Origin of the sequence: Candidatus Seongchinamella marina (assembly GCF_026262685.1) — a bacterium.
GTDB classification, from domain to species: domain Bacteria; phylum Pseudomonadota; class Gammaproteobacteria; order Pseudomonadales; family Halieaceae; genus Halioglobus; species Halioglobus marinus.
On sequence record NZ_SHNP01000001.1, the window covers coordinates 288847 to 313672 of the forward strand.

General features: G+C 55.8%; 21 protein-coding genes and 1 other RNA gene. All 22 read left to right on the forward strand.

Translation table 11 applies throughout. The features are described from left to right. The first annotated feature begins 43 nt into the window (after positions 1–43). Positions 44–880, forward strand: a complete 837-nt coding sequence (rsmI, locus tag EYC87_RS01160; protein ID WP_279251240.1) for a 16S rRNA (cytidine(1402)-2'-O)-methyltransferase — start codon at positions 44–46, stop codon at positions 878–880. 31 nt (positions 881–911) lie between these two features. After that, positions 912–1276, forward strand: an RNA gene (gene rnpB / locus EYC87_RS01165) — RNase P RNA component class A. Between the two features lie 325 nt (positions 1277–1601). Then, entirely contained in the window at positions 1602–2057 is a 456-nt protein-coding gene (gene mraZ, locus EYC87_RS01170) for a division/cell wall cluster transcriptional repressor MraZ (protein WP_040539635.1), read from the forward strand. Positions 2058–2066: 9 nt separating this feature from the next. Next, positions 2067–2984 (forward strand): 16S rRNA (cytosine(1402)-N(4))-methyltransferase RsmH, encoded by a 918-nt coding sequence (gene rsmH / locus EYC87_RS01175; RefSeq protein WP_279251241.1) that lies wholly within the window; start codon positions 2067–2069, stop codon positions 2982–2984. Continuing rightward, the gene (gene ftsL / locus EYC87_RS01180) at positions 2981–3316 is read left to right on the forward strand and encodes a cell division protein FtsL (RefSeq protein ID WP_007227142.1); all 336 of its coding nucleotides are present in this window, start codon (positions 2981–2983) and stop codon (positions 3314–3316) included. The genes rsmH and ftsL overlap by 4 nt, the downstream gene beginning before the upstream one ends. Then, the gene (locus EYC87_RS01185) at positions 3313–5055 is read left to right on the forward strand and encodes a peptidoglycan D,D-transpeptidase FtsI family protein (protein ID WP_279251242.1); all 1743 of its coding nucleotides are present in this window, start codon (positions 3313–3315) and stop codon (positions 5053–5055) included. The genes ftsL and EYC87_RS01185 overlap by 4 nt, the downstream gene beginning before the upstream one ends. Beyond that, positions 5055–6521: a UDP-N-acetylmuramoyl-L-alanyl-D-glutamate--2,6-diaminopimelate ligase gene (locus EYC87_RS01190; RefSeq protein ID WP_279251243.1), complete on the forward strand. Its 1467-nt coding sequence runs from the start codon at positions 5055–5057 to the stop codon at positions 6519–6521. The genes EYC87_RS01185 and EYC87_RS01190 overlap by 1 nt, the downstream gene beginning before the upstream one ends. Then, entirely contained in the window at positions 6518–7885 is a 1368-nt protein-coding gene (locus EYC87_RS01195; protein ID WP_279251244.1) for a UDP-N-acetylmuramoyl-tripeptide--D-alanyl-D-alanine ligase, read from the forward strand. Before EYC87_RS01190 ends, EYC87_RS01195 begins: the two co-directional genes overlap by 4 nt. 2 nt (positions 7886–7887) lie before the next feature. Then, complete coding sequence (gene mraY / locus EYC87_RS01200; protein WP_007227227.1) at positions 7888–8970, forward strand: phospho-N-acetylmuramoyl-pentapeptide-transferase; 1083 nt, start codon at positions 7888–7890, stop codon at positions 8968–8970. Positions 8971–8992: 22 nt separating this feature from the next. Further along, entirely contained in the window at positions 8993–10348 is a 1356-nt protein-coding gene (murD, locus tag EYC87_RS01205; protein WP_341474964.1) for a UDP-N-acetylmuramoyl-L-alanine--D-glutamate ligase, read from the forward strand. Next, positions 10345–11484 carry a putative lipid II flippase FtsW gene (gene ftsW / locus EYC87_RS01210; protein ID WP_279251245.1) on the forward strand — a complete coding sequence of 380 codons (1140 nt, stop codon included), beginning with the start codon at positions 10345–10347 and terminating at the stop codon, positions 11482–11484. The genes murD and ftsW overlap by 4 nt, the downstream gene beginning before the upstream one ends. Then, a complete protein-coding gene (murG, locus tag EYC87_RS01215; protein WP_279251246.1) occupies positions 11481–12587 on the forward strand; it encodes an undecaprenyldiphospho-muramoylpentapeptide beta-N-acetylglucosaminyltransferase in 1107 nt (368 codons plus the stop codon). The genes ftsW and murG overlap by 4 nt, the downstream gene beginning before the upstream one ends. Next, on the forward strand, positions 12574–14010 hold the full coding sequence (gene murC, locus EYC87_RS01220) for a UDP-N-acetylmuramate--L-alanine ligase (protein ID WP_279251247.1): 1437 nt from the start codon (positions 12574–12576) through the stop codon (positions 14008–14010). The genes murG and murC overlap by 14 nt, the downstream gene beginning before the upstream one ends. Then, on the forward strand, positions 14007–14930 hold the full coding sequence (locus tag EYC87_RS01225) for a D-alanine--D-alanine ligase (protein ID WP_279251248.1): 924 nt from the start codon (positions 14007–14009) through the stop codon (positions 14928–14930). The genes murC and EYC87_RS01225 overlap by 4 nt, the downstream gene beginning before the upstream one ends. Further along, a complete protein-coding gene (locus EYC87_RS01230; RefSeq protein ID WP_279251249.1) occupies positions 14930–15862 on the forward strand; it encodes a cell division protein FtsQ/DivIB in 933 nt (310 codons plus the stop codon). The genes EYC87_RS01225 and EYC87_RS01230 overlap by 1 nt, the downstream gene beginning before the upstream one ends. 14 nt (positions 15863–15876) lie before the next feature. Further along, entirely contained in the window at positions 15877–17115 is a 1239-nt protein-coding gene (ftsA, locus tag EYC87_RS01235) for a cell division protein FtsA (RefSeq protein WP_007227211.1), read from the forward strand. Between the two features lie 51 nt (positions 17116–17166). Beyond that, entirely contained in the window at positions 17167–18336 is a 1170-nt protein-coding gene (ftsZ, locus tag EYC87_RS01240) for a cell division protein FtsZ (RefSeq protein ID WP_279251250.1), read from the forward strand. Between the two features lie 74 nt (positions 18337–18410). After that, positions 18411–19325: a UDP-3-O-acyl-N-acetylglucosamine deacetylase gene (gene lpxC, locus EYC87_RS01245; RefSeq protein ID WP_007227424.1), complete on the forward strand. Its 915-nt coding sequence runs from the start codon at positions 18411–18413 to the stop codon at positions 19323–19325. A gap of 119 nt (positions 19326–19444) precedes the next feature. Beyond that, entirely contained in the window at positions 19445–20374 is a 930-nt protein-coding gene (locus EYC87_RS01250; RefSeq protein WP_279251251.1) for a peptidoglycan DD-metalloendopeptidase family protein, read from the forward strand. Between the two features lie 86 nt (positions 20375–20460). After that, complete coding sequence (secA, locus tag EYC87_RS01255) at positions 20461–23175, forward strand: preprotein translocase subunit SecA (RefSeq protein WP_007227358.1); 2715 nt, start codon at positions 20461–20463, stop codon at positions 23173–23175. Positions 23176–23187: 12 nt separating this feature from the next. Then, on the forward strand, positions 23188–24414 hold the full coding sequence (argJ, locus tag EYC87_RS01260; protein WP_279251252.1) for a bifunctional glutamate N-acetyltransferase/amino-acid acetyltransferase ArgJ: 1227 nt from the start codon (positions 23188–23190) through the stop codon (positions 24412–24414). A gap of 1 nt (position 24415) precedes the next feature. After that, complete coding sequence (gene mutT, locus EYC87_RS01265) at positions 24416–24811, forward strand: 8-oxo-dGTP diphosphatase MutT (protein WP_279251253.1); 396 nt, start codon at positions 24416–24418, stop codon at positions 24809–24811. Positions 24812–24826 lie beyond the last annotated feature (15 nt).

A 24826-nucleotide genomic window follows, 5' to 3' on the forward strand; every position in this document is an offset into this window, starting at 1 on the left:
GTGATTCACCATCGGGGTGAGATGCACAGTATAAGGGGAAAACGTGGAGACCGGGCTGTATATTGTGGCCACGCCCATTGGCAATCTGGGAGACATGAGCTCTCGCGCCGTCGAGGTTTTATCCGGGGTTGATCTTATCGCCGCTGAGGACACCAGACACAGTCAACGCCTGTTGCAGCACTACAGTATCGATAACCCATTAATGGCTTATCACGACCACAGTGACCAGCGAGCCCAACAGCGAATTGAAAGTACGCTGGCCCAGGGAGGGAGCGTCGCCCTGATCTCGGATGCGGGAACTCCACTGATATCAGACCCCGGCTACAGATTGGTTCGCGATATGCAGTCCATGGGGTATGCGGTGCGCCCTGTGCCCGGACCCAGTGCAGTGATTGCGGCTCTGAGCGTCTGTGGTCTGCCGACCGACAGCTTTCGTTTTGAAGGTTTCCTGCCCGCCAAGGCGGGCACTCGAGCCAACCAGTTGCAGGATCTGCAAAGCGAGCACGCTACCCTGGTGTTCTATGAAGCCCCTCACCGCATCGTTGCGACTCTCGCTGCCATGTCCGAGGTGTTTGGGCCCGATAGAGAGGTGGTCCTGGCGCGCGAAATTACCAAAACATTCGAAACTGTGCGCAGAGGCACTCTTGAGCAGTTGCTCACTTTTGTGGCAAACGATGCGAATCAGCAGAAGGGTGAAATTGTGCTGGTGGTCGCGGGCAAGCCTCGTGGCGAGGTCGAGCTGGATGAAGCGACACAGCGGTTATTGCGAAGGCTGGCGCAAGAGTTGCCGGCTAAAAAGGCATCGGCGATTGTAGCGGACTGCACCGGGCTGAAAAAAAAGGATCTCTATAATTATTTGCTGTCGGTAAAAGGCGATTGAGTCACTTCGCCAGTGCTGTTAGTCTTGCCGCCGAGTCGGTCAGACGATCGCTTTCCGGTATTTACCGGGGGGAGGAAAGTCCGGGCTCCATAGGGCAGGGTGCCAGGTAACGCCTGGGGGGTGCGAGCCCACGGAAAGTGCAGCAGAAAGTAAACCGCCTTTGCGGTTCTTGTTTTCAAGACCAAAAAGGTAAGGGTGAAATGGTGCGGTAAGAGCGCACCGCGCGGCTGGCAACAGGCGCGGCGATGGTAAACCCCACCCGGAGCAAGACCAAATAGGAATCCTATAGCCGTGGCCCACGGTGGATTCGGGTAGGTCGCTTCAGGCAGCTGGTGACAGCTGTCGCAGATGAATGGTCGTCCACGACAGAACCCGGCTTATCGACTGACTCACCCTATCAGGCCCCTCAACCTTACGGTTGAGGGGCTTTTTTATGCCGTTTTGGACTATAGAGATCGGTTTTAAATAAAAAATCGGCATGTAACTTAAAGTAAAACCTTAGAACTTGGTCTTAGAGGGCTGTTTTGGTGAGCTATTTGCCTCAATTCAGTTCGGCTTTTCCTGCAAAAAAGTCTCGTAACGGCCTGAATTTATTGCGTTTTTTCCTACTTGTCCTTGTTGACGATCTGCTGTTGTGCGCCTATAGTGTCGAAAAGTGGATATAAGTGGGTAAAACTGTCTTTTTGTGGAAGATGAAGACAGGTGAGTGGGGGAATCTAACGTGTTTCGTGGTGTACAGCACATAAATATGGACGCGAAAGGGCGGCTGGCTATGCCAGCACGCCAGCGTGAGCCATTGCTGTCCCGGTGTGATGGCCAGATTGTTGTCACCATAGATACCCAGTCCAAATGCCTCGCGGTGTATCCCCTGCCCGAGTGGGAGCGCATTGAGAAAGATATCCAGGGGTTGCCCGCCCTGAATCCCTCGGTCAAGCGCTTTCAGCGCCTGGTGCTGGGGTATGCCACGGATATTGAATTAGATAGCAGCGGCAGAATGTTGTTGCCTCAATCACAGCGCGAATACGCGCAGCTGGATAAAAGGCTGGTTCTGGTAGGGCAGGGCAATAAGCTTGAGATCTGGTCTGAAGCCCTTTGGATGGCCGAGCAGGAACAAGCGCTGGAGGACTCTGGTCCCGACGCTGTGCTGCCCGACGAACTTCTCTCTCTCAAGCTGTAGGTGGCCAACATGCACCAGACAGTATTACTACGAGAGGCAGTTGAAGCTCTGGTAACGGCGCCCAGTGGTGCTTATGTCGATGGTACCTTTGGTCGCGGCGGTCACAGTCGTTTTCTTCTGGATCAGCTTGATGACAACGGCCATCTTCTTGGTGTGGACAAAGACCCTGTTGCCTGTGAATGCGCGGCCCAGCTTTCGTCCGCTGACAGTCGCTTTAGTTTTTACCATGGTTCCTTTGCCGATCTCCCGCAGCAGTTGCAACTGATGGATATTGACGCGTTCGATGGCATTTTGCTCGATTTGGGTGTCTCCAGTCCGCAGTTGGATGAGGCAGATCGGGGCTTTAGTTTTATGAGTGATGGTCCACTGGATATGCGCATGGATATCTCCTCTGGGGAAACGGCTGCGCAATGGCTGTCCTACGCCGACACGACCGCAATCGCTGAGGTGCTTAAGGAGTATGGCGAGGAGCGTTTTGCCAAGCGTATCGCTGCTGCCATCGTGAAGGCGCGCGAAGTTGAGCCACTGACCACAACTGCACAGCTGGCTAAAGTAGTGAGCGAAGCCAATCCTCGCTGGGAGAGGCACAAGCATCCCGCCACCCGTGCCTTTCAGGCAATTCGCATCAAGGTCAATCGTGAGCTGGAGGATCTGGGTGATCTGTTGGCTTGTTCCCTGGATATGTTGAAAGTCGGCGGTCGCCTGGTAGTTATCAGTTTTCACTCGTTGGAAGATCGCATGGTGAAGCGCTATATGCGCGATATGGCTCGAGGAGAGCAGCTGCCTGCGGGTGTGCCCGTCACAGATGCGGCGCTTAACCGCCGGATGAAGCTGGTGGGCAAGGCGACCAAGGCTTCTGATGCAGAAGTGGATGAAAACGTGCGTTCTCGCAGTGCGGTCATGCGAGTGGCGGAGAAAATCGCATGACTGCCAGGGTCGCAGGAAAAACGATGGTCACGGCCGCGATTGGTGCTGGCGATCCCGCGCAAGGTCGCGCGCTACTGTGGCTGAATGTTGCCGCGTTGCTGCTGGTGCTGTTGTCTTGTTTTGCGGTGATTCATTCCACCCATGCAACGCGCGAGCTTTACACTCAATTGCAGGTGTTGGAATCCCGGCAGTGGCATCTACAGGAAGACTATGGGCGTTTATTACTGGAAGAAAGCACCTGGGCATCACACTACCGGGTAGAAAAGGTGGCCCGCACTGAATTGGGTATGGCGGAGCCGGACCTGGCGCACTACAAGGTGGTGCGGCGATGAAGGCTGTGTCCAGAAAGACGCAACCGAAGAAAACAGCGCTCTGGCGCCTTTATCTTGTCGTGGGTCTGCTGCTCTCGATGCTCTCACTGCTAATCGGTCGTGTGCTTTCTCTGCAGATCCTGGAGACCGAGCGGGGCTATGCGTTTTTGCAAAACCAGGGTGAAGCACGGTCCCTGCGTAGTGCAGAAATCCCCGCCTATCGTGGTGTGATTACCGACAGACGGGGAGAGCCTCTTGCTGTAAGTACGCCCGTCGTCTCCATCTGGGCGGATCCGAGTCGATTGGCCAATAGTGAGAGGGTGCCTGAGTTAGCGCAGTCACTGGGTATGGAGCTGGATGAGCTCAAGGCCAAGTTGGTGCGCTATGAAGGCAAGCGCTTCATGTACCTGCAGCGGCATCGTGTGCCTCACGAGGCTCGGGAGATTCTCGGCAAGCGTTTTCCCGGCGTTTATGGCGAGCGTGAGTACCGTCGTTTTTATCCGGCCGGAGAAGTGGCTGCGCAGTTGGTGGGATTCACCAACGTCGATGACGAGGGTATTGCCGGCGTTGAGCTTGCCTATGACGAGTGGCTTCAAGGCGCGCCCGGTAAAAAGAGATACATCAAGGATCTGCGGGGCAAAATGGTCAGGGATATCGGCGTGGTAAAGCCCGCCAGCCCGGGCAAGGATTTGCGCCTCAGTATTGACCTGCGGCTTCAGCAGTTGCAGCACCGCGAGTTACGCAAGGCTGTCACCGCAGCAAATGCCGAATCCGGCAGTGTCGTCACCCTGGATGCACAAACCGGTGAAATTCTCGCCATGGTCAACTATCCGGTATACAACCCCAATAGTCGCAAGAATATGAAAGCGGCCAATATGCGCAACCGGGCGATTACTGATACGTACGAACCGGGTTCAACCATGAAGACCATGACGCTGGTGGCGGCGCTGGAAAGCGGACGGTACACCACTACTACCATGATCGACACCGCCCCCGGCTGGATCAGGGTCGGTCCGAAAACCTATAAAGATCCTCGCAATTACGGCGAGGTTACGCTGTCCCGCGTGATTGAAAAATCCAGCCAGGTAGGCGTGACCAAAATGGCGGTTGAGCTGGGTCATGAGCCAATATGGGAAGTATTCCAACGCTTTGGGATTGGCGAACCCATGGGCACCGGCTTCCCCGGTGAAAGCAGCGGCGTGCTGCCCAGTCGTCCACGCTGGTACTCCACGGAAAAAATTTCCCTCGCTTTTGGTTACGGTATTACCACGACGCCTTTGCAGTTGGCGCGGGCTTACACAGTTTTCGCCGCAGGTGGACTGCAGCGCCCCGTTTCTTTGTTAGCGCTGGATGATGGCGAGTTACCTCCTGCCGAGCGTGTTATTTCCGAAGATGTTGCCGAGCAGGTGCTAGGTGTGTTGCATGCGGTAACCGGAGAGCATGGCACGGCGCGCAAGGCCAGGGTCGGCGGCTTTCAGGTCGGAGGCAAGACCGGCACCGTGCGCAAGGTAGGCCCAGGCGGTTATATCGAGGATTCTCACGTGGCTTTGTTTGCCGGTCTTGCGCCGGTCAATGACCCGCGTGTGGTCACGGTAGTGGTGATCAATGACCCGCAGGGAGAAAATTATGGTGGCGGTGCGGTAGCAGCGCCCGTGTTCTCCGCAGTGACCCGTGGCGCTTTGCGTTTACTGGGTGTCACGCCCTCTGAGTTTCCCCAGGAGCTTGCAGTGAATCGCTCACAGCTGGGAGGTGCAGCCTGATGACATCTCTGTCGCTGGCAGGTGTTCTTGATATGCCGTCGTGCCCGTCTGCCGAAACCATGATCAGCGGTGTGCAGTTGGACAGTCGCCGGGTGAAGATCGGGGATTTGTTCCTGGCGGTACCGGGTGAGATACACGATGGCCGCCAATTTATCGAGCAAGCGGTGGCCAGTGGTGCCGTCGCCATTGTCGCCGAGCCACCGGTGGCCGGCTTTGTCGAAGCGCTTCAAGTTCCTCTGGTGGAGATGCCAGAACTGCAGCAGGAGTCCGGTTTCATTGCATCTCGTTTTCATAAAGAGCCAAGTGTGAGCCTGCACATGATAGGCGTGACCGGCACTAACGGTAAAACCACCACCAGTCGTCTGGTGGCCCAGTTGATTCGTTTGCAGGGTAAATCCTGTGGAGTGATTGGTACGCTGGGTGCGAGCCTGGGTGAAGATGTGGCGCAAGGCGGCAACACGACTCCTGATGCGGTGTCTTTACAGCAGCAGTTAGCAGACTGGCGTGACCAGGGTGTCTATGCGGCGAGCATGGAAGTTTCCTCGCATGCCATGGTGCAGGGTCGGGTGAACGGGGTGGGTTTTGAGACCGCTGTCTTTACCAACTTGTCTCATGATCACCTGGACTATCACGGCAGCATGGAAGCTTATGGCCGCGCAAAATTAGCGTTGTTTGCGAACGAGGGCCTGAAGCATGCCCTGGTGAATCTGGACGATGAGTTTGGCGCCCGGGTTTGCGATGTTGTCGAACCGGGTGTTCAGCTCATCACCTACTCAGTGTCCAATCCGCAAGCAGATGTATTCGTTGAGCAGGCGGATTTTAGTGCCGGCCGGGTGACAGGTGTGTTGCGCACGCCTTGGGGAACAGGTGAGTTTGTGAGTCCGCTGCCTGGCGATTTCAATCTGGCTAATCTCGCAGCGGCAGTGAGCGCCGTTACTCTGGCAGGCGAACCGCTGGCCGAAGTTCTCAAAAATGTATCTCGTCTGCGTTCTGTGCCGGGTCGTATGCAGTCCCTGCCTAATACGCTGGGACTGCAAGTCATTATTGATTACGCCCACACCCCAGATGCCTTGGAGCAGGTGCTCACCGCGCTAAGGCGCCATGTCGACGGTCAATTGGTAGTGGTGTTTGGGTGTGGTGGCGACAGAGATCGTGAGAAGCGCCAGGTAATGGGCCGAGTCGCCTGTGCGATTGCCGATAAGGTGTTGGTGACCAGTGACAACCCGCGTGGTGAAGACCCTGCGGCGATTCTAGCCGACATTGAGGTGGGCTGCAGTGGCCAGTATCTGTTGGAGGTAGACCGTTCCACTGCAATTCAACGCGCCGTCAACGAGGCGGGCGCTGGTGACTGCGTGGTAATAGCCGGCAAGGGACATGAAGATTACCAGGTGGTAGATGGCGAGTATCTTCATTTTAGTGACGAGGAGCAGGCCCTTGCAGCGTTGGCAGTGAGGGCGGGTAAATGATGCGCCCTATGCGCCTTTCTGAATTGCAGGAACCTCTCCAGGGGCGCATTACCGGAGAGGATGTTTGCTTTACCAATGTCTTTACCGATAGTCGTCAGATTGCGAAGAACGGTTTGTTTGTGGCTTTGGTCGGCGAAAACTTTGATGGCAACGACTATGTTGAAGCGGTTGCAGAAAACGGTGCGGTAGCAGCGCTGGTGAGTTGTTCCAGTTCGTCCGCTTTGCCACAGCTGTGCGTAGGGGACACCCAGACAGCGCTGGGCCGTTTAGGCGCTTTCAATCGCGACTTGTACACCGGTCCATTAGTTGCAATCACCGGAAGCTCCGGTAAAACCACTGCCAAAAATCTTATCAATGGCGTGCTTTCCCAGCGCGGCGCTACGCTGGCCACCAACGGAAATTTCAATAACGAAGTGGGTGTGCCACTCACTTTGTTACGCCTGAGCCAGGAGCATGAGTTTGCTGTGGTTGAAATGGGCGCGGCGCGTCAGGGCGATATCAGTTGGCTGTGTGAGCTTGGTCGGCCTTCTGTTGCGGTATTGCTCAACGCAATGCCTGCGCACATGGAGAGCTTCGGCAGTTTGGAAACCATTGCCCGAACAAAGGGAGAAATTTTCGATGCTCTTGCTGCTGGCGATGTTGCAGTAGTTAATGCTGACCAGCCCTGGGCAGAAGACTGGAAGGCGCGAGCCGGAGCGGCAACGATTCTCGATTTTTCGTTGAACGGTGATGCCGCAGTCGTGGCCACACAAATTGAGTCTCACGGCATTGCGGGTAGTTCATTTGTGGCGGTCACGCCAAAGGGGAGTGTTGACGTTTCCCTACGGCTTCCAGGCGAGCACAACATAGCTAACGCTCTGGCTGCCATCGCCGTAGGCCTTGCCTGTGAGTTGGCTCTGGCTGAAATCGCGGCCGGCCTTGAGTCGGTTGCACCGGTAGCAGGTCGGCTGTCAGTGCAGGTTGCCGCATCAGGAGCGCTGGTGATAGACGATTGCTACAACGCTAATCCGGGTTCGGCGCTAGCCGCCATCGATACGCTGGCTGCGAGTGAAGGCCAGGGGACACTGGTCATGGGCGCAATGCTGGAGCTGGGCGAAAATAGCATTGAGCTGCATCGGCAGCTTGGCGTCCATGCACGGGAAGCAGGCCTGGCTCAATTCTGGGGTGTGGGTGCTGAGCTCAAAGTTGCCGTGGATGCATTCGGTGAGCGTGGTCGCTGGTTTGAACACTGTTATCAAGCGGTCGTGGCCGCCTCGGCGTCGTTTTCACAGGGCGACACTGTCTTGATTAAAGGTTCCCGTGGTGCGCGCATGGAAAGGGTATTGCAAGCCTTGGTCCCCGATCAAACGGAACGGGAGAGCTGACGATGTTGTTGTTGCTAGCGGAATACCTGGCCCAGTATCAAAATGCATTTACTGTTTTCCAGTACCTGACCCTGCGCGGCATCCTCGCTGCAGGTACGGCACTTGCGATTTCCCTCCTGGTGGGTCCCACCATGATTCGCAAGCTGAGCTATCACCAGGTTGGGCAGGCGGTGCGCGATGACGGTCCGCAAAGTCATTTAAGTAAAGCGGGTACACCGACCATGGGCGGCGCGCTGATCCTGGTCGCTATCGCGATTGCGACGCTGCTTTGGGCTGACTTGAGTAATCCGTATGTATGGGTTGTATTGCTTGTCACTGGCGTCTTCGGCGCAGTTGGATGGGTAGATGATTATCGCAAAGTCGTGGAAAAGGACTCCAGAGGCTTGCCCGCTCGTTGGAAATACCTCTGGCAGTCAATAGCAGGCCTGGCAGCTGCCCTTTACCTTTACCTGGCGTTTGACACGCCAGTGACCACGGAACTCTACGTTCCATTTTTGAAAGACTTTTCGCTGACGATGGGGCCGTTGTTCGTAGTGCTGGCTTACTTTGTGATTGTCGGTTCAAGTAATGCGGTAAATCTCACCGACGGGCTGGATGGTCTTGCGATTCTGCCGACCGTCATGGTGGGTGGCGCGCTGGGTATCATTGCCTACCTTACCGGTCACGTCGACTTTGCTCGTTACCTGCAAATCCCCTACGTAGCAGGCAGTGGCGAGCTGGCGGTGTTCTGCGGCGCTATTGCCGGCGCAGGCCTCGGCTTCCTCTGGTTTAACACTTACCCCGCCCAGGTCTTTATGGGTGATGTAGGCGCCCTGGCGTTGGGTGCGGCACTGGGAACGGTAGCGGTGATCACCCGTCACGAAATTGTCTTTTTCATTATGGGCGGCATCTTTGTGCTGGAAACTGTTTCGGTGATCCTGCAGGTGGCCTCGTTCAAGCTCACTGGTAAACGCATATTTCGTATGGCGCCAATTCATCATCACTATGAATTGAAGGGTTGGCCCGAGCCGCGGGTCATTGTGCGCTTTTGGATTATTACTGTGATGTTGGTCCTGTTCGGGCTGGCGACGTTAAAGCTGCGCTAGGGCTGAGGGAGTGATACAGGCAGTGGCATTGGATTTAATAGCAAGCAGTGAACATCGGGTAGTCGTCGGCCTTGGCGTCACCGGTTTGTCCTGCGCGCGCCACCTGTATCGATTGGGCGTTAGCTTCTCGGTTGTCGATACTCGCAGCCAGCCGCCGGGACTGGAACAGCTGCGCCAGGAAATGCCTGAAGTGGCTGTTTATGCTGGCGAATACCCCGATGAACTGATTGCTTCGGCCACTGAGCTGATTGTAAGTCCCGGTATTGCAATCGATGAGCCGGTGGTGGCGGATGCAGCGTTAGCAGGCGTTAAGGTGGTCGGGGACATTGATCTGTTTGTCCGCGAAGCGAAAGCGCCGATCGTTGGCATCACTGGTTCTAACGCCAAGTCTACGGTGACAGAGCTGGTTGGTGATATGGCTCGCCGCGCCAAATTGAATGTTGGTGTAGGCGGCAACCTGGGAACTCCGGCGCTGGATCTTTTGGACGATGAGCGGCAGCTCTATGTGCTCGAGCTTTCCAGTTTCCAGTTGGAAAGGGCGGGGAAATTGGGCCTGGCAGTGGCCGTTGTTTTAAACCTCAGTGCTGATCACCTGGACAGGCATGGCAATATGCCGCGCTACCATCAGGCCAAACACAGAATATTTATGGGCTGTTCTACAGCGGTCGCTCACAGTGACGATCCGCTGACCGTTCCACTGTTGGAAGATTCAGTTCCAGTAGTGGGTTGGCGACTGGGCGAGCCAGCGCTTAATGGTTTTGGCTTGCGACGGGATCAGGGCGTTGAGTGCCTGAGTCATGGCTTCGAACTGTTGATGCCCGTCACTGAGCTTGCCATGGAGGGTCGTCACAACGTGGCCAATGCGCTGGCGGCGTTGGCGCTGGGCCATGCCGCTGGGCTGCCATTGGACGCCATGCTCGATTCCCTGCGTCACTTTGCAGGACTGCCGCACCGCTGTGAACGAGTTGCGGTTATTGAGGCCGTGTGCTTCGTCAATGATTCCAAGGGTACCAATATTGGCGCTACGAATGCAGCGCTTACCGGGATTGGTGGCGAACGCAATATTGTGCTGATCGCCGGGGGCCAGGGTAAAGGGGCCGACTTCAGGGAACTGCGCGGCACCGTTCAAAAGCGTTGCAAGCACGTAGTGTTGATTGGAGAAGATGCGCCGAAAATCGAAGCAGCGCTGGCCGATGTCGTTGAGGTGACGCGAGTTGACACCATGGAGCAGGCCGTGGCTCTGGCGGCAGAACGGGCCTCGGCTGGAGATATTGTATTGCTCTCGCCTGCCTGTGCCAGCTTCGATATGTTTTCTGGTTACGTGGCAAGAGGCGAGTCTTTTGTGGACTCCGTCGGCAGGCTTGGGGGCGATCAATGAATCGAGCCGTGCCCACTCCAGCCGCACTAATGCCAGATCCAGGCATTATCGTGCTTGGCGTGTCACTGGTGCTGGTCGGTTTGATTGCGATTAGCTCCGCGTCTATCGAATACGCGCAGATCAATTACAACAGCACCAGTTTTCACACCAAGCGCCACTTGATCTACATGGTCGTCGCCGGGATTGCCTCGATTGCAGTGTACCGAATTCCCCTGGAGTTCTGGGAGGAGACGGGCTGGATATGGTTGTTCGCAGCGCTGGGCCTGTTAATTCTTGTACTGATTCCGGGAGTTGGTCGTGAGGTTAATGGCAGCCAGCGCTGGCTACCCCTGGGTCCTTTTACCCTGCAGCCGTCTGAGTTTGCCAAGCTGGCAATGATTGTTTACCTGGCCGGTTACATGGTGCGCAGGGAACATGAGGTTCGTCACCAGTGGCAGGGTTTTCTCAAGCCCATGGCCGTGCTGTTCGCCGCCACCTTGTTGCTGATGGTGGAGCCCGATTTCGGGGCTACGGTTATCGTCGCTGGCAGTGCCTTTGGCATGTTGTTCCTTGCCGGGGTAAAGCTCGGCCACTTCCTGGTGGTGCTTGCAGGTGCGCTCGGTGCGCTGTTGGTATTGGTTGTCAGCGAACCCTATAGGGTGAAGCGTTTGACGGCGTATACAGACCCTTGGGCTGATCCTTACGACACTGGCTTTCAGCTAACCCAGTCGTTGATCGCCTTTGGTAGAGGCGAGTGGTTTGGCGTTGGCCTGGGTAACAGTGTGCAGAAGTTGTTTTATCTGCCCGAGGCCCATACTGATTTTGTGTTCTCCATCTGGGCCGAGGAAACCGGTTTTATCGGCGCCCTGACGGTCATTTTGCTGTACGCCGCCCTGATTGGTCGAGTGCTATGGGTGGGCCGCGCAGCACAACTGGCGAATTATCCGTTCGGCGCTTACCTCTGCTATGGCATTGCCCTGGTTTTTTCAGGCCAGGCCTTTGTCAATATGGGCGTGAGTTCAGGCTTGCTCCCTACCAAAGGCTTAACCCTTCCTTTCGTCAGCTACGGTGGCACCAGTCTGATTATCTGCTGTGTCATGTTAGCTTTGGTATTGCGCGTTGATTGTCAGGTGCGCTTATCGGGGGGGCGATCATGAGCAGCGGCCTCAAGGGCAAAGTGCTGGTGATGGCCGGTGGCACTGGAGGTCATGTTTACCCAGCCCTGGCCGTCGCAAGTGAGTTGCGCGTGCGAGGTTACCTGATTGAGTGGGTAGGCACCCGACGGGGGCTGGAGCATCGTGTTGTGCCCGCTGCTGGCTTCCCCATTCATTATCTTTCTGTGCGAGGCGTTCGTGGCAAAGGGGTTATAGATCGCCTGATGGGACTGCTGTTTCTGGCGTGGTCTTCTCTGCAGGCCTTATGGATGATGCTGCGCAGTCGACCGAACTGTGTCGTTGGTATGGGTGGCTACGTGGCGGGTCCTGCGGGAGTTGCCGCGTGGTTGTTTCGCCGTCCGCTGTTAATACACGAACAGAATGCGGTGGCGGGTACCACCAATCGGCTGCTGGCTCCAATGGCTAAGTCTGTGATTGCCGGCTTCCCGGGTGCTTTTCGAGATGATATTGAATTTGAAGTGATTGGAAACCCGGTGAGGGAAGCGCTGGTAGAGGCTGCAGCAGCGCAGTACAACTACAACGGCGAGCGTCCGCTGCGTTTGCTGGTGTTGGGGGGAAGCCTGGGCGCCAAACCAATAAACGATGCATTGCCAGGTGTGGTTCGCCGCTTGTTGCGCGGACGCCGAGTCGACCCGACTGAAGTTTGGCATCAAACCGGCGATGCCCATGCACAGACTGTGATCAAAAGTTATGGCGATTTGATTAGCGATACGGTGCGTGTTGTGCCCTTTATCGAGGATATGGCCGCAGCATACGCCTGGGCGGACGTGGTGATTTGTCGGGCGGGAGCACTGACAGTTTCTGAACTTGCGGTGATGGGGCGGCCTTCCGTGCTCGTGCCGTTACCCCACGCGATCGATGACCATCAGACGGCTAACGCCCACTCCCTGGCTGATCGCGGTGGCGCCATCCTGTTGCCGCAGAGCGACATGACTGAAGACGCTTTGATTATCGCGTTGCGCGCCTACATGGACCACCCCGAGCGTTTGCGCACCATGGCAGAGGCGGCTCGAAAAGCCGCGGCTCCCGAGGCTACACAGCAAGTGGCCGATGAAGTGGAGGCGCTGATCGATGCCGCTCGATAAGAACGTTTACACAGTCCCCGAAATGCGCCGCATTCGCCGCATTCACATGATTGGTGTGGGCGGCACGGGCATGAGTGGCATTGCCGAGGTATTGGTTAATCTGGGGTATCAGGTGGCCGGTTCCGATTTGAGGGAGAGTCCGGTCACTGAGCGCCTGCGTGACAGAGGTGTTGAAGTGTTCATCGGACATCGCGCCGCAAATGTGGGTACTGCTGATGTGGTAGTGAGTTCCAGCGCCGTCGATGAAAGCAACGCGGAGGTGGTCGCCGCAAGAGAAGCCCGCATACCGGTCGTGCCTCGCGCAGAAATGCTCGCGGAACTGATGCGCTATCGCCATGGTATTGCGGTAGCCGGCACACATGGCAAGACCACTACCACCAGCCTGATTGCCAATGTCTTTGGCGAAGCTGGTTTGGACCCAACCTTTGTGATCGGTGGCCTGGTGAACAGTGTTGGCAGCAATGCGCAACTCGGTGCCAGTCGATTCCTGATTGCTGAGGCCGATGAAAGTGATGCCTCGTTTCTTCATCTGCAGCCCATGGTTACCGTGGTAACGAATATCGAAGCTGATCATATGGACACCTATGGCGGTGACTTCGCGGTTTTGCGCAGAACTTTCCTCGAGTTTTTGCACAATCTGCCCTTTTACGGTGTGGCGGTACTTTGCATTGATGACCCGGTTATAAGAGAGCTGCTTCCCGAGGTTAGTCGGCAGGTGGTTACCTACGGATTTGCAGATGATGCCGATTTTCGGATCAGCAATATGCAGCGCGACGGCTTGACCACCGGATTTACTATTAACCGTCCTTCTGGCGAGCCACTGCCAGTCACCCTGAATATGCCGGGTCTGCATAACGTGCTCAACGCTGCTGCAACGGTGGCTGTGGCTTGCGATGAAGGCTTGGAGGACGAAGCGATTCAGTCAGGATTGGCGGGCTTTGCCGGCGTGGGACGACGCTTTACCCGCATGGGTGAGCTGAATTTGCCTGGCGGCACTGCCTTGTTGGTCGATGACTATGGCCATCATCCCACCGAGGTGCGCGCCACGCTGGATTCGGCACGGCAGGCCTGGCCGGAGCAACGGGTTGTGATGGTTTATCAGCCCCATCGCTACTCCCGGACCCGTGACCTGTATGACGATTTTGTATCGGTACTTTCGCGCTGCGATGTGTTGATTTTGTTGGAGGTCTTCGCGGCGGGGGAGGAAGTCGTTCCCGGTGCTGACAGTCGCAGCCTGGCTCGCAGCATTCGTCAACGCGGGCAGCTGGAGCCGATTTTTGTAGAAAACATCGAAGATGTGCCACAAATACTTTGCTCGGTAGTAGAGCAGGGTGATGTTGTTGTTACCCAGGGAGCGGGCAATATTGGCGCACTGTCCAAAGAGCTTGCCGCGATGAGCTTTGAGCAGGGAGCACGGTCATGAGTGGGCAAGACCTGAAGCGCATGACGATCGCGGTTTTGCTGGGCGGCACCTCTGCAGAGCGAGACGTATCCCTGCTAAGCGGACGAACCGTCTCTGATGCTTTGCGTGGGCTAAATTATTCTGTGCGCGATGTGGACCCGGCCGATGAAGATTGGGTCGCACAGCTGCAGGGAGTGGATTATGCCTTTAACGCCCTGCATGGTCCCGGTGGAGAAGACGGCACGATACAAGGTGCACTGGAAGCCCTGGGGATTCGCTATACCGGTTCAGGTGTACTGGGTTCTGCCCTGGCGATGGACAAGCGGCGTAGTAAGCAGCTGTGGCAGGGCATAGGCATTGCAACTGGCGGCTTTGAAATGCTGGACGCCGATACCGACTGGCAGGCGGTGATTGACCGCCTCGGTAAGGTGTTTGTAAAGCCTGCCTGCGAAGGTTCATCCATTGGCATGGCACCGGCAAGCGATGCAGAGTCGCTGCGCACGGCTTATGAAGGTGCCGCGGCCTACAGCGGTGGAGTGATGGCAGAAAAGTTCATTAATGGTCCCGAGTACACGGTCGCCATATTGGGCGATGAGGCATTGCCTTCTATCCGCATGGTGACGGACAACGAGTTTTACGATTACGACGCCAAGTACCTGTCTGACGATACCAGCTACCACTGCCCCAGCGGCTTGAATGCGAGCGAGGAGGCACAAGTGGGGGCAATGGCCCTCGCGGCTTTCCGCTCTCTGGGCTGCGCAGGTTGGGGAAGAGTCGACACCATGCGTGACAGTGATGGACGCTTCTTCGTGCTGGAAGTGAACACCATTCCCGGTATGACCTCGCACAGTCTGGTGCCCATGGCGGCGCGACAGGCAGGTATGGAAGTGCCCGCATTGGTGGAACGGATACTGACACTGGCGTCGGAGGCGAAGCACTGATGGGTCTTGCAATCAAGCTGCCTCAATTACGCTCCCGGCCACAAAAACCCGGGACTGAGCAGCGGACGCGTCGGCCAGACCAGCGGCCCGAACGCAAGCCTAAATCGAGGCAGCCTGCAGCGGAGCAAACGCGCAGGACTCGCAGTGCCCCGGCCAAAGGGGCAACACGCAAGACGACGGCCCCGGCCAAACGGCCGTCTATTCGCTTTAACTGGCTGAATCGCATTTTGATTCTGGTTGCCACAGGGGTGGTGACAGTAGCGGTTCTGCAGGCCTATATCACTCTGCAAAGCATTCCAGTGGAGCGTATCTCGGTGACTGGTGAGCTTGAGCACACCCAGACGACCGCGGTTCAGGACATGGTTTATCCCGCATTGACCGGCGGCTTCCTGGGCGCTGATCTGGCCCAGGTGCAGAAGCAATTAGAGGTCTTACCCTGGATTCACGAAGCCACGGTCCGGCGAGTATGGCCCAACGCTCTGGAAATACATGTAGTAGAGCAGTTGCCTATCGCCAGATGGGGTGACATCGGTTTCCTGAATCACGAGGGCGAGGTGTTTCGCCCCAGTCAAAGGGATGCGTGGCAGGCCCTGCCTACATTAACTGGCCCGGAGAACACAGCGCCAACCCTGATGCGCACCTATCAGCGGTTGGTGGATTCGTTGGCCCCTCTGGGGCTGCGCTTGAGTCAGCTGTCAGTCGATGATCGCGGTGAAATAGCGGCTGTACTGGCGGGTGGTCAACGCATTGCCATTGGTAGGGACGATTTTCTGGAGCGAATGAAGCGGTTCAAAACCGTATTCAGGTCAGAGTTGGCGGCCCGGATGACGCAGGTGTCCAGTATAGATTTGCGCTATGAGCGCGGAGTGGCGGTGTCTTTCAAGACCGCCGTAGAAGTATCGGAAACAAACAGCAATAACAAGAAGGCGTAAAGGGAGACACTGCCATGGGCAGCGCGCAGGACAAGAAAATGATCGTTGGACTCGACATAGGTACCTCCAAGGTGGTGGCGATTGTCGGCGAGGTCGGCATGGATGGTGAGATCGAGGTGGTGGGTATTGGGTCCAATCCGTCCAAGGGCATGAAGAAAGGGGTGGTCGTTAATATCGAATCCACCGTGCAGTCGATTCAGCGGGCAGTGGAAGAAGCTGAGCTGATGGCCGGGTGCCAGATTCACTCCGTTTACGTGGGGATTGCCGGCAGCCATATTCGCAGCCTTAACTCCCATGGCATCGTTGCCATTAAGGATAAGGAGGTGTTCGGGCACGACCTGGAGCGAGTGATTGATGCGGCCCAGGCCGTGGCAATTCCTGCTGACCAGAAAGTGCTGCACATTCTGCCCCAGGAATATGTGATCGATAACCAGGAGGGCATTAAGGAGCCGCTGGGAATGTCCGGCGTGCGCCTGGAGGCCAAAGTGCATCTGGTGACCTGCGCCGTCAATGCGTCGCAGAACATCGAGAAGTGTATTCGCCGCTGTGGTCTTGAGGTAGAAGAAACGATTCTCGAGCAGCTGGCTTCCAGCTATTCCATTCTCACCGAAGACGAGCGGGAACTGGGTGTTTGCCTGGTTGATATTGGAGGCGGTACTACTGATATCGCTATCTTTACCGAGGGCTCTATTCGCCATACTGGGGTGATTCCCATTGCGGGAGACCAGGTGACTAATGATATTGCCATGGCCCTGCGCACACCCACTCAGCACGCTGAAGAAATCAAGATCAAGTACGCCTGTGCCCTGACCCAGCTCGCGGGAGCTGATGAAACCATCAAGGTGCCCAGCGTGGGTGACCGTCCGCCCCGGGATCTGTCGCGGCAATCGCTTGCAGAAGTGGTGGAGCCTAGATACGACGAGTTGTTCACCCTGGTGCAGGCTGAGCTGCGTCGTTCCGGCTATGAGGACATGGTACCGGCGGGCATCGTGCTGACCGGGGGCACTTCCAAGATGGAAGGCGTCGTGGAATTGGCAGAAGAGATATTTCATATGCCGGTGCGGGTGGGTTATCCGCAATCGGTACAGGGGCTAAACGACATTGTGCGCAACCCGATCTACGCCACCAGCGTGGGCCTGTTGCAGTACGGCGTAGACCACATGGAAGAGGGGGGCGCAGGCTCCGTTCGCAACAGTGGTTCAGCTGAGAGTTGGATCAGCCGGGCGAAAGCCTGGATTTCAAGCAATTTTTAAGCGGTAAACCGCCGTGTGAAGACGCGGCATTTTAATAAAAGGGGAAGAACCATGTTTGAGCTAATCGACAACGTACCAACCAATGCGGTGATCAAGGTGATCGGCATAGGCGGAGGCGGCGGCAACGCTGTGAAGCATATGATCGATCACTCGGTCGAAGGCGTAGATTTTATCTGCGCCAACACCGATGCCCAGGCCCTTTCGGATATTGAGTCCAGAACAGTGCTGCAACTGGGCGGCGACATCACCAAAGGCCTGGGAGCAGGCGCCAACCCTGAAATCGGTCGCGCGGCGGCTATGGAGGATCGCGATCGCATCGCCGAGTCCCTGCACGGGGCTGACATGGTGTTTATCACTGCTGGTATGGGTGGCGGCACCGGCACCGGCGGCGCGCCCGTCGTTGCCGAAGTTGCTCGCGAAATGGGCATTTTGACGGTAGCCGTGGTGACTCGTCCTTTCCCCTTCGAGGGTAAGAAACGGCTGAAAATTGCCCATGAAGGTGTAGGAGAACTGCAGCAGCACGTGGATTCTTTGATCACTATTCCCAATGAAAAATTGCTGGAAGTGCTAGGTAAAAATACCAGTCTCCTCGATGCATTTAAGGAGGCAAATGATGTATTGTTGGGCGCTGTTCAGGGGATCGCTGACCTGATTATCCGCCCCGGTATGATTAACGTGGACTTCGCCGATGTGCGAACCGTTATGTCGGAAATGGGTATGGCGATGATGGGCACTGGTAGCTCCAAGGGCGAAAATCGCGCTCGCGAAGCGGCAGAGAGAGCCATAAACAGCCCCTTGTTGGACGACATTGATTTACAGGGTGCTCGCGGAATTCTGGTTAACATCACCGCTGGCCTCGATCTCGCGCTGGGCGAATTCGCCGAAGTGGGCGATACCATCGAGGAATTTGCATCCGAAGAAGCAACAGTTGTAGTCGGTACGGTTATCGATCCTGATATGACCGAGGAGCTTAAAGTGACCGTTGTTGCCACCGGGCTGGGCACTGAGGCGGCGAGAACACCGCTGCAGGTAGTAGACAGCGCACCCAAGCCGGCAGTGGCTTCCACCGAAGCCGATGAGGCGCCCGACTACCGGGATCTGGATCGCCCCGCGGTGCAGCGCAGACAGCGCGCCGCAGGTGGCCAATCTACAGCTGTTGCAGCGGACGCAGACGAGGAGTATTTTGACATTCCTGCGTTTTTGCGTCGGCAGGCTGATTAGCAGGTCGCAACCTGGAGGTGTTCCGGAGCGACCTGGCAGCCGTTAGACAGCAATAGGCTACGGTTAGGGTAATTATGATTCGACAACGTACGTTGAGAAATGCGATCAAGGCGACTGGCGTCGGATTGCATACGGGTGAGAAGGTCTACCTGACTTTAGCACCCGCGCCGGTGAACACCGGTATTGTGTTTCGCAGAGTAGACCTGAATCCGGTGGTGGAAATCCCGGGTCGGGCCGACAACGTTGCCGATACCACTCTCTCCACCGGTCTTCTCGCTAATGGCGAAAAGGTTTCCACGGTAGAACATCTGATGGCGGCTTTGGCTGGCCTGGGTATTGATAATGCCTATGTCGATGTCAGTTCGCCGGAAGTGCCGATTATGGACGGCAGTGCGGGTCCGTTTGTGTTCCTTATACAGTCCGCTGGTATTGAGGAGCAAAACGCACCCAAGAAGTTTATTCGCATTAAACGCAAGGTCACAGTCGAGGATGGCGACAAGGTAGCCAGCTTCCTCCCCTTTGATGGCTTCAAAGTCTCTTTTACCATCGATTTTGACCACCCCGTTTTTCGCGATCGCACTGCCCACGCCGATATCGATTTCTCAACCACCTCCTTTGTGAAAGAAATCAGTCGAGCCCGCACCTTTGGCTTTATGCATGAAATCGAATACCTCCGCTCCAAGGGCCTTGCCCGGGGCGGCAGCGTAGACAATGCTATCGTGGTCGATGAATACCGCATCCTCAACCAGGACGGCCTGCGCTACGACGATGAATTCGTGCGCCACAAAGTGCTGGACGCCATTGGTGACCTGTACCTGCTTGGTAACAGCTTAATTGGTGAGTTTCGTGCTTATAAGTCAGGTCATGCCCTCAACAATGCATCCCTGCGCGCCTTAATTGCCCAGCCCGATGCCTGGGAGGTCGTGACTTTTGAAGATGAGGCCACAGCCCCTATTTGTTACTCATTGAGCCCTGCTGCCGCCATTTAGGCTCAATTCTCGCCGATACCCCCAAATTGGGCATCAGTTCACACCCCGGGTTTCAATTCATAGCGTCAGAGGGGGTTTTGTGGCATAGTCGCCGACCGATTTGCCTCGATTTCGTCTAAATGAAAGTCATTCTCATTAGTCGCAAGCACGGTGGGTCTCGCTCCGTTGAACTGGGGCGTTGGTCCCGTGCGCTGCTCTCCCTTTGCTGCCTGGGTTTACCCTTGGGCATGATTGCGGGCGGCTTTATGCTGGGGCAGGAAAACGAAGCCAATTCCATGCGGGGCATGGCGTTGGATGGCTTGCAGGACGAGCTGGAGCAGCAACAGAAAGAGCTAGCAGCCCTGCAAACCCAGGCTGAGCTTAAAATGCAGGCTATGACCCTGAGCCTGGCGCGGCTGCAGGCGCGAATGACCCGTCTCGACGCGCTGGGCCAGCACTTGACCGCTATGGCCGACCTAGAAGAGGGCGAGTTTGATTTTAGTCAGCCGCCTGCCATTGGTGGTCCCATTGGTGCTGAGTTCAATGTTGAGTACGACACGGGTGACCTGAGCGCGGAGCTGGGCTTGTTCCAGGCGCAATTGTCAGACCGCGAGCAGCAGTTGGAGATTCTTGAGTCTCTGCTAGCCAATCGTAAACTGGAAGAACAGAGCTGGCTTTCAGGCCGGCCTGTAGAGAAGGGCTGGATTTCTTCTCATTATGGCAAGCGCAACGACCCCTTTACCGGTAAGCCTGCTTTTCACCACGGTATCGATTTCGCTGGTAAGGAAGGCACCAATGTTATTGCCGTTGCCTCTGGCGTAGTCACCTACACGGGCAGTAAGTCCGGCTATGGCGAAATGGTGGAAATTTCCCACGGTGACGGCTTTGTCACTCGCTACTCTCATAATAAGGAAGCGTTGGTTAAATCCGGCGATGTCGTTCGCAAGGGCGAGGCCATCGCTCTGATGGGATCTACTGGCCGTTCCACTGGCGCTCACGTACATTACGAAGTCTATAAACACGGCCGTTCGGTCGACCCCTCGAGCTACGTTCGACGCACCAGTCGCTGACGCTCCATTGACAACTTTTTAATCTGCTCCCGCCCATCTGTGTCAGTTGTGCGGTCTGAATCCTATTTATGACAAGTTGAAAGCTGATGATTAGCAATTTTCTGAAAATGATTTTTGGTTCCCGTAATGATCGGGAACTGAAGCGTATGGGTAAGGTAGTCAAGCGAGTGAATGCCCTGACCGATGAGATCACGGCACTGAGCGATGCTGAACTGGCTGCCAAGACTGACGAGTTCAAACAGCGCCTGGCAGACGGCCAGAAGCTCGATGACATTCTGCCCGAAGCGTTTGCCGTAGTTCGGGAAGCGGGCGATCGGGCACTGGGGTTGCGCCACTTTGATGTGCAGCTCATTGGCGGTATGGCTCTGCACGAGGGCAAGATTGCAGAGATGCGCACCGGTGAGGGTAAGACCCTGGTAGCAACGCTGCCTGCTTATCTCAATGCGCTGACCGGCAATGGCGTACATTTGATCACTGTGAATGATTATCTTGCTAATCGCGACGCCCATTGGATGGGACCCTTGTACGAGTTCCTGGGCGTGTCGGTGGGTGTCATTCGTTCTGGTCAAGCGCCTGAACAAAAAGCCGCTGCCTATAGCGCAGACATCATTTATGGCACCAACAACGAATTTGGTTTCGATTATCTGCGTGACAACATGGCCTTTACCATGGAAGACCGCATGCAGGGTCAGTTAGCTTTCGCCATTGTGGATGAAGTGGACTCTATCCTGATTGACGAGGCCCGCACGCCGCTGGTGATTTCTGGTGCCTCCGAGGACAGTTCAGAGCTGTATAAAAAAATCAATCGCCTGATTCCTTCTCTCAAGCCAGATCTTGAAGACGAAGCGGGACACTACACTGTCGATGAGAAGCAGCGGCAGGTGGAGCTGACCGAATCGGGTCATGAGTTCATCGAAGAGATGATGATTCGCGAGAAGTTGCTGGAAGAGGGCGATAGCCTTTACGCGGCAACTAACCTCAACTTGCTGCACCATGTGAATTCGGGGCTTCGGGCCCACGTGCTGTTCCAGCGCGATGTGGAATACATTGTTCAAGATGGCCAGGTAGTGCTGATTGACGAGCACACTGGTCGTACCATGGCTGGGCGGCGTTTGTCCGAAGGTTTGCATCAAGCCATTGAGGCAAAAGAGGGCGTTAATATTCAAAGTGAGAGCCAGACATTGGCTTCCACCACCTTCCAGAATTACTTCAGGATTTACGGCAAGCTCGCTGGTATGACGGGTACCGCTGATACAGAGGCTTTCGAATTCCGCCAGATTTACGGACTGGAAGTGCTGGTGCTGCCTACTAACGTAAAGCAAAAGCGCAACGACATGAACGACTTGGTCTATTTAAGCCGGGAGGAAAAGTTTGGTGCCATTGTTGCTGATGTTAAAGAATGTATGGAGAACCAGGCGCCAGTGCTGGTGGGTACTGCATCGGTCGAAACTTCGGAGGAATTATCCGCGCGTTTCCGTGAGGCCAAAATCCAACACAAGGTGTTGAATGCCAAGTACCACGAACAGGAAGCTGAAATTATTGCTCAGGCGGGCCGGCCAGGGGTCGTTACCATTGCCACCAATATGGCTGGTCGAGGCACTGACATTGTTCTGGGTGGCAATCTGGAGGCGGAGATCACTGCCGCAGGTGAAATCAGTGAAGGTCGCAAGGCTGAATTGACCGAAGCCTGGGGACAGCGCCATTCGCAAGTTCTGGAAGCGGGCGGTTTACACATCCTGGGTACTGAGCGCCACGAGTCTCGTCGTATCGATAATCAGTTGCGTGGCCGTGCAGGTCGCCAGGGTGACCCTGGTGTCTCCCGTTTTTATCTGTCTCTTGAAGACAACTTGATGCGTATTTTTGCCTCCGATAGGGTGAAAAACTTCATGCAGGCCCTTGGTATGGAAAAGGGCGAGGCTATTGAACACCGCATGGTGACTAACGCGATTGAGAAAGCTCAACGCAAGGTTGAGGGACGCAACTTTGATATTCGCAAGCAGTTGCTGGAATACGATGACGTGGCCAACGACCAGCGTCAGATTATTTACCAGCAGCGCAATGATTTATTGGGCGAAGCAGATATCTCTGAAACCATCACCGCCATTCGCGCCGATGTGGTAAATGAGGCTGTCGACAGCTATATCCCACCCATGAGCGTGGAAGAACAATGGGATTTGCCAGGGCTGGAAAAAGCGCTGGAGACTGAGTTTGCAGTGCCACTGCCCGTGCAGCAGTGGCTGGAAGAGGACGACAAACTCCATGAAGAGGCTCTGCGCGAGCGCATTGCTAGCGACGTTCAGGCGGCCTACGATCAAAAGAGCGAGGACGTTGGCCCTGACATGCGCAAGATCGAGAAGCAGATCATGCTTCAGGTTTTGGATACTCTGTGGAAAGAGCACCTGGCCACTATGGACCACCTGCGTCAGGGTATTCATTTGCGAGCTTATGCCCAGAAGAACCCCAAGCAGGAATACAAGCGTGAATCCTTTGCCCTGTTCGAGGAACTACTTAGCAGTTTGAAAATGGAAGTGGTTCGCTTCCTCAGCCATGTGCAGATTCAGCGCCAGGATGAGGCCGCGCTTATTGAGCAACAGCGGCGTAATGCAGCTGATCGAGAGAAGCTGGCATTTCAGCATGCGGAAGCATCAGGGATGCCTCCCGAGACTGTCGAAGGCCAACCCGCTGAGCAAGCGCCTATGCCAGAGACTTATGTTCGCGATCAGCCCAAAGTAGGCCGCAACGACCCATGCCCTTGTGGCAGCGGTAAGAAATACAAACAATGCCACGGCAAGCTCTCCTAGAGGCTTGATGCGATGGCTGTAGGCAACGACAAGCTCCCTGACTTGCTGCCGGTTTCGGGGGTCAGGCTCGCGACCGTATCGGCGGGCATCAAGAGCTCCGGACGCAAGGATCTGGTGTTAATGGAGCTGGCTGCAGCAAGCCGTTGTGTGGGGGTGTTCACTCAAAATGCGTTTTGCGCTGCACCGGTTACCGTCGCTAAAGATCATCTGCAGCTCTCAGATAATCAGCCCGGCTACCTGATCGTTAACACCGGTAACGCTAACGCTGGAACAGGCGAGCAGGGTATTGTCGATGCTCGCAGCTGCTGTGCTGCAGTTGCTCAAATTGCAAATACAGAGGCATCACAGGTGCTGCCTTTTTCTACAGGCGTAATTGGTGAGCCGTTGCCAGTAGAGTTGATTGCTGACGCTATTCCCGCTGCCGTTGCAGGTTTGGCAGATTCCGGTTGGGCTGATGCCGCCGAAGGGATTCTCACTACAGACACGCGGCCCAAGGGTCTTAGCGTTCAATTCAGTTGTGATGGTCAGGATTACGTGGTGACAGGTATCGCTAAAGGTGCCGGAATGATTCGCCCTAATATGGCGACGATGCTGGGTTATGTTGCGACGGACGCAGCAGTCGAAATCGCCATACTCCAGAAAATTTTGTCTGAAGCCACAGCCATGTCGTTCAATCGAGTCACCGTAGACGGCGATACATCGACTAACGACGCCTGTGTATTGGTCGCGACCGGTGCGGCGTGTAATGAGTTTCTGGCGAACGCCGATCAGCCTCTCTATCGAGCGCTGGCCGACGCAGTGCAGGAAGTGTGCGTCTCGCTCGCCCAGGGGCTGGTTCGTGACGGAGAGGGTGCCAGCAAGTTCGTCACCGTAGAGATTAATGGCGGAGTGAACGAGCAGGAATGTCTTGACGTTGCGTTCACTATTGCCCACTCACCGCTGGTGAAAACTGCACTGTTTGCATCTGACCCTAACTGGGGACGATTATTGGCTGCTATTGGCCGTGCTGGACTGGCAGACTTGAATGTAGATCGTGTCGGACTTTATTTGAACGATGTACTGATCGCAGAAAACGGCTGCCGCGCTGTGTCTTACACAGAAGCTCAAGGCGTCAAAGCTATGGCGCCCGAGAATATCGTCATTCGGGTAGAACTCAATCGCGGCGAAGCAACTGCCAGCGTATGGACCACTGACTTTTCCTACGACTACGTGAAAATCAACGCAGAATACCGCACCTGATATGCAAGTCGTGCATGTTGCTGTTGGTGTGATTCTGGATGCAGGAAAAAATATTCTTCTAACCCGTCGACATGATCATTTGCACCAGGGCGGTCTCTGGGAGTTCCCTGGAGGAAAGGTCGAGCAGGGCGAAAGTTTAGATGCCGCCCTCGCCCGTGAATTGCATGAGGAGCTGGCGATCAAACCAGTGAAAACCTCGCCCCTGATAGAAATTCATCATGACTACCCGGACAAATCAGTGTTTCTCGATGTACATGTGGTGTGGGAGTACAGCGGCGAAGCGCGGGGGGTCGAGGGGCAGCCCATGGCGTGGGTGTCTGCTGCTGAATTGTCGGACTATGATTTTCCGGAAGCGAACAAACCCATTGTTGCAGCGATCGTGCTTGAGCTTACATAGGTGTTGTTGAGTTCA

Excerpts from the sequence above, each read along its gene's own strand:
- murC (WP_279251247.1), top strand. The coding sequence starts at position 12,574 with ATGCCGCTCGATAAGAACGTTTACACAGTCCCCGAAATGCGCCGCATT.
- argJ (WP_279251252.1), top strand. The coding sequence starts at position 23,188 with ATGGCTGTAGGCAACGACAAGCTCCCTGACTTGCTGCCGGTTTCGGGG.
- rsmH (WP_279251241.1), top strand. The coding sequence starts at position 2,067 with ATGCACCAGACAGTATTACTACGAGAGGCAGTTGAAGCTCTGGTAACG.
- murG (WP_279251246.1), top strand. The coding sequence starts at position 11,481 with ATGAGCAGCGGCCTCAAGGGCAAAGTGCTGGTGATGGCCGGTGGCACT.
- EYC87_RS01230 (WP_279251249.1), top strand. The coding sequence starts at position 14,930 with ATGGGTCTTGCAATCAAGCTGCCTCAATTACGCTCCCGGCCACAAAAA.
- EYC87_RS01190 (WP_279251243.1), top strand. The coding sequence starts at position 5,055 with ATGACATCTCTGTCGCTGGCAGGTGTTCTTGATATGCCGTCGTGCCCG.
- EYC87_RS01195 (WP_279251244.1), top strand. The coding sequence starts at position 6,518 with ATGATGCGCCCTATGCGCCTTTCTGAATTGCAGGAACCTCTCCAGGGG.
- EYC87_RS01225 (WP_279251248.1), top strand. The coding sequence starts at position 14,007 with ATGAGTGGGCAAGACCTGAAGCGCATGACGATCGCGGTTTTGCTGGGC.
- ftsL (WP_007227142.1), top strand. The coding sequence starts at position 2,981 with ATGACTGCCAGGGTCGCAGGAAAAACGATGGTCACGGCCGCGATTGGT.
- secA (WP_007227358.1), top strand. The coding sequence starts at position 20,461 with ATGATTAGCAATTTTCTGAAAATGATTTTTGGTTCCCGTAATGATCGG.
- EYC87_RS01185 (WP_279251242.1), top strand. The coding sequence starts at position 3,313 with ATGAAGGCTGTGTCCAGAAAGACGCAACCGAAGAAAACAGCGCTCTGG.
- ftsW (WP_279251245.1), top strand. The coding sequence starts at position 10,345 with ATGAATCGAGCCGTGCCCACTCCAGCCGCACTAATGCCAGATCCAGGC.
- ftsA (WP_007227211.1), top strand. The coding sequence starts at position 15,877 with ATGGGCAGCGCGCAGGACAAGAAAATGATCGTTGGACTCGACATAGGT.
- mraY (WP_007227227.1), top strand. The coding sequence starts at position 7,888 with ATGTTGTTGTTGCTAGCGGAATACCTGGCCCAGTATCAAAATGCATTT.
- ftsZ (WP_279251250.1), top strand. The coding sequence starts at position 17,167 with ATGTTTGAGCTAATCGACAACGTACCAACCAATGCGGTGATCAAGGTG.
- EYC87_RS01250 (WP_279251251.1), top strand. The coding sequence starts at position 19,445 with ATGAAAGTCATTCTCATTAGTCGCAAGCACGGTGGGTCTCGCTCCGTT.
- mutT (WP_279251253.1), top strand. The coding sequence starts at position 24,416 with ATGCAAGTCGTGCATGTTGCTGTTGGTGTGATTCTGGATGCAGGAAAA.
- lpxC (WP_007227424.1), top strand. The coding sequence starts at position 18,411 with ATGATTCGACAACGTACGTTGAGAAATGCGATCAAGGCGACTGGCGTC.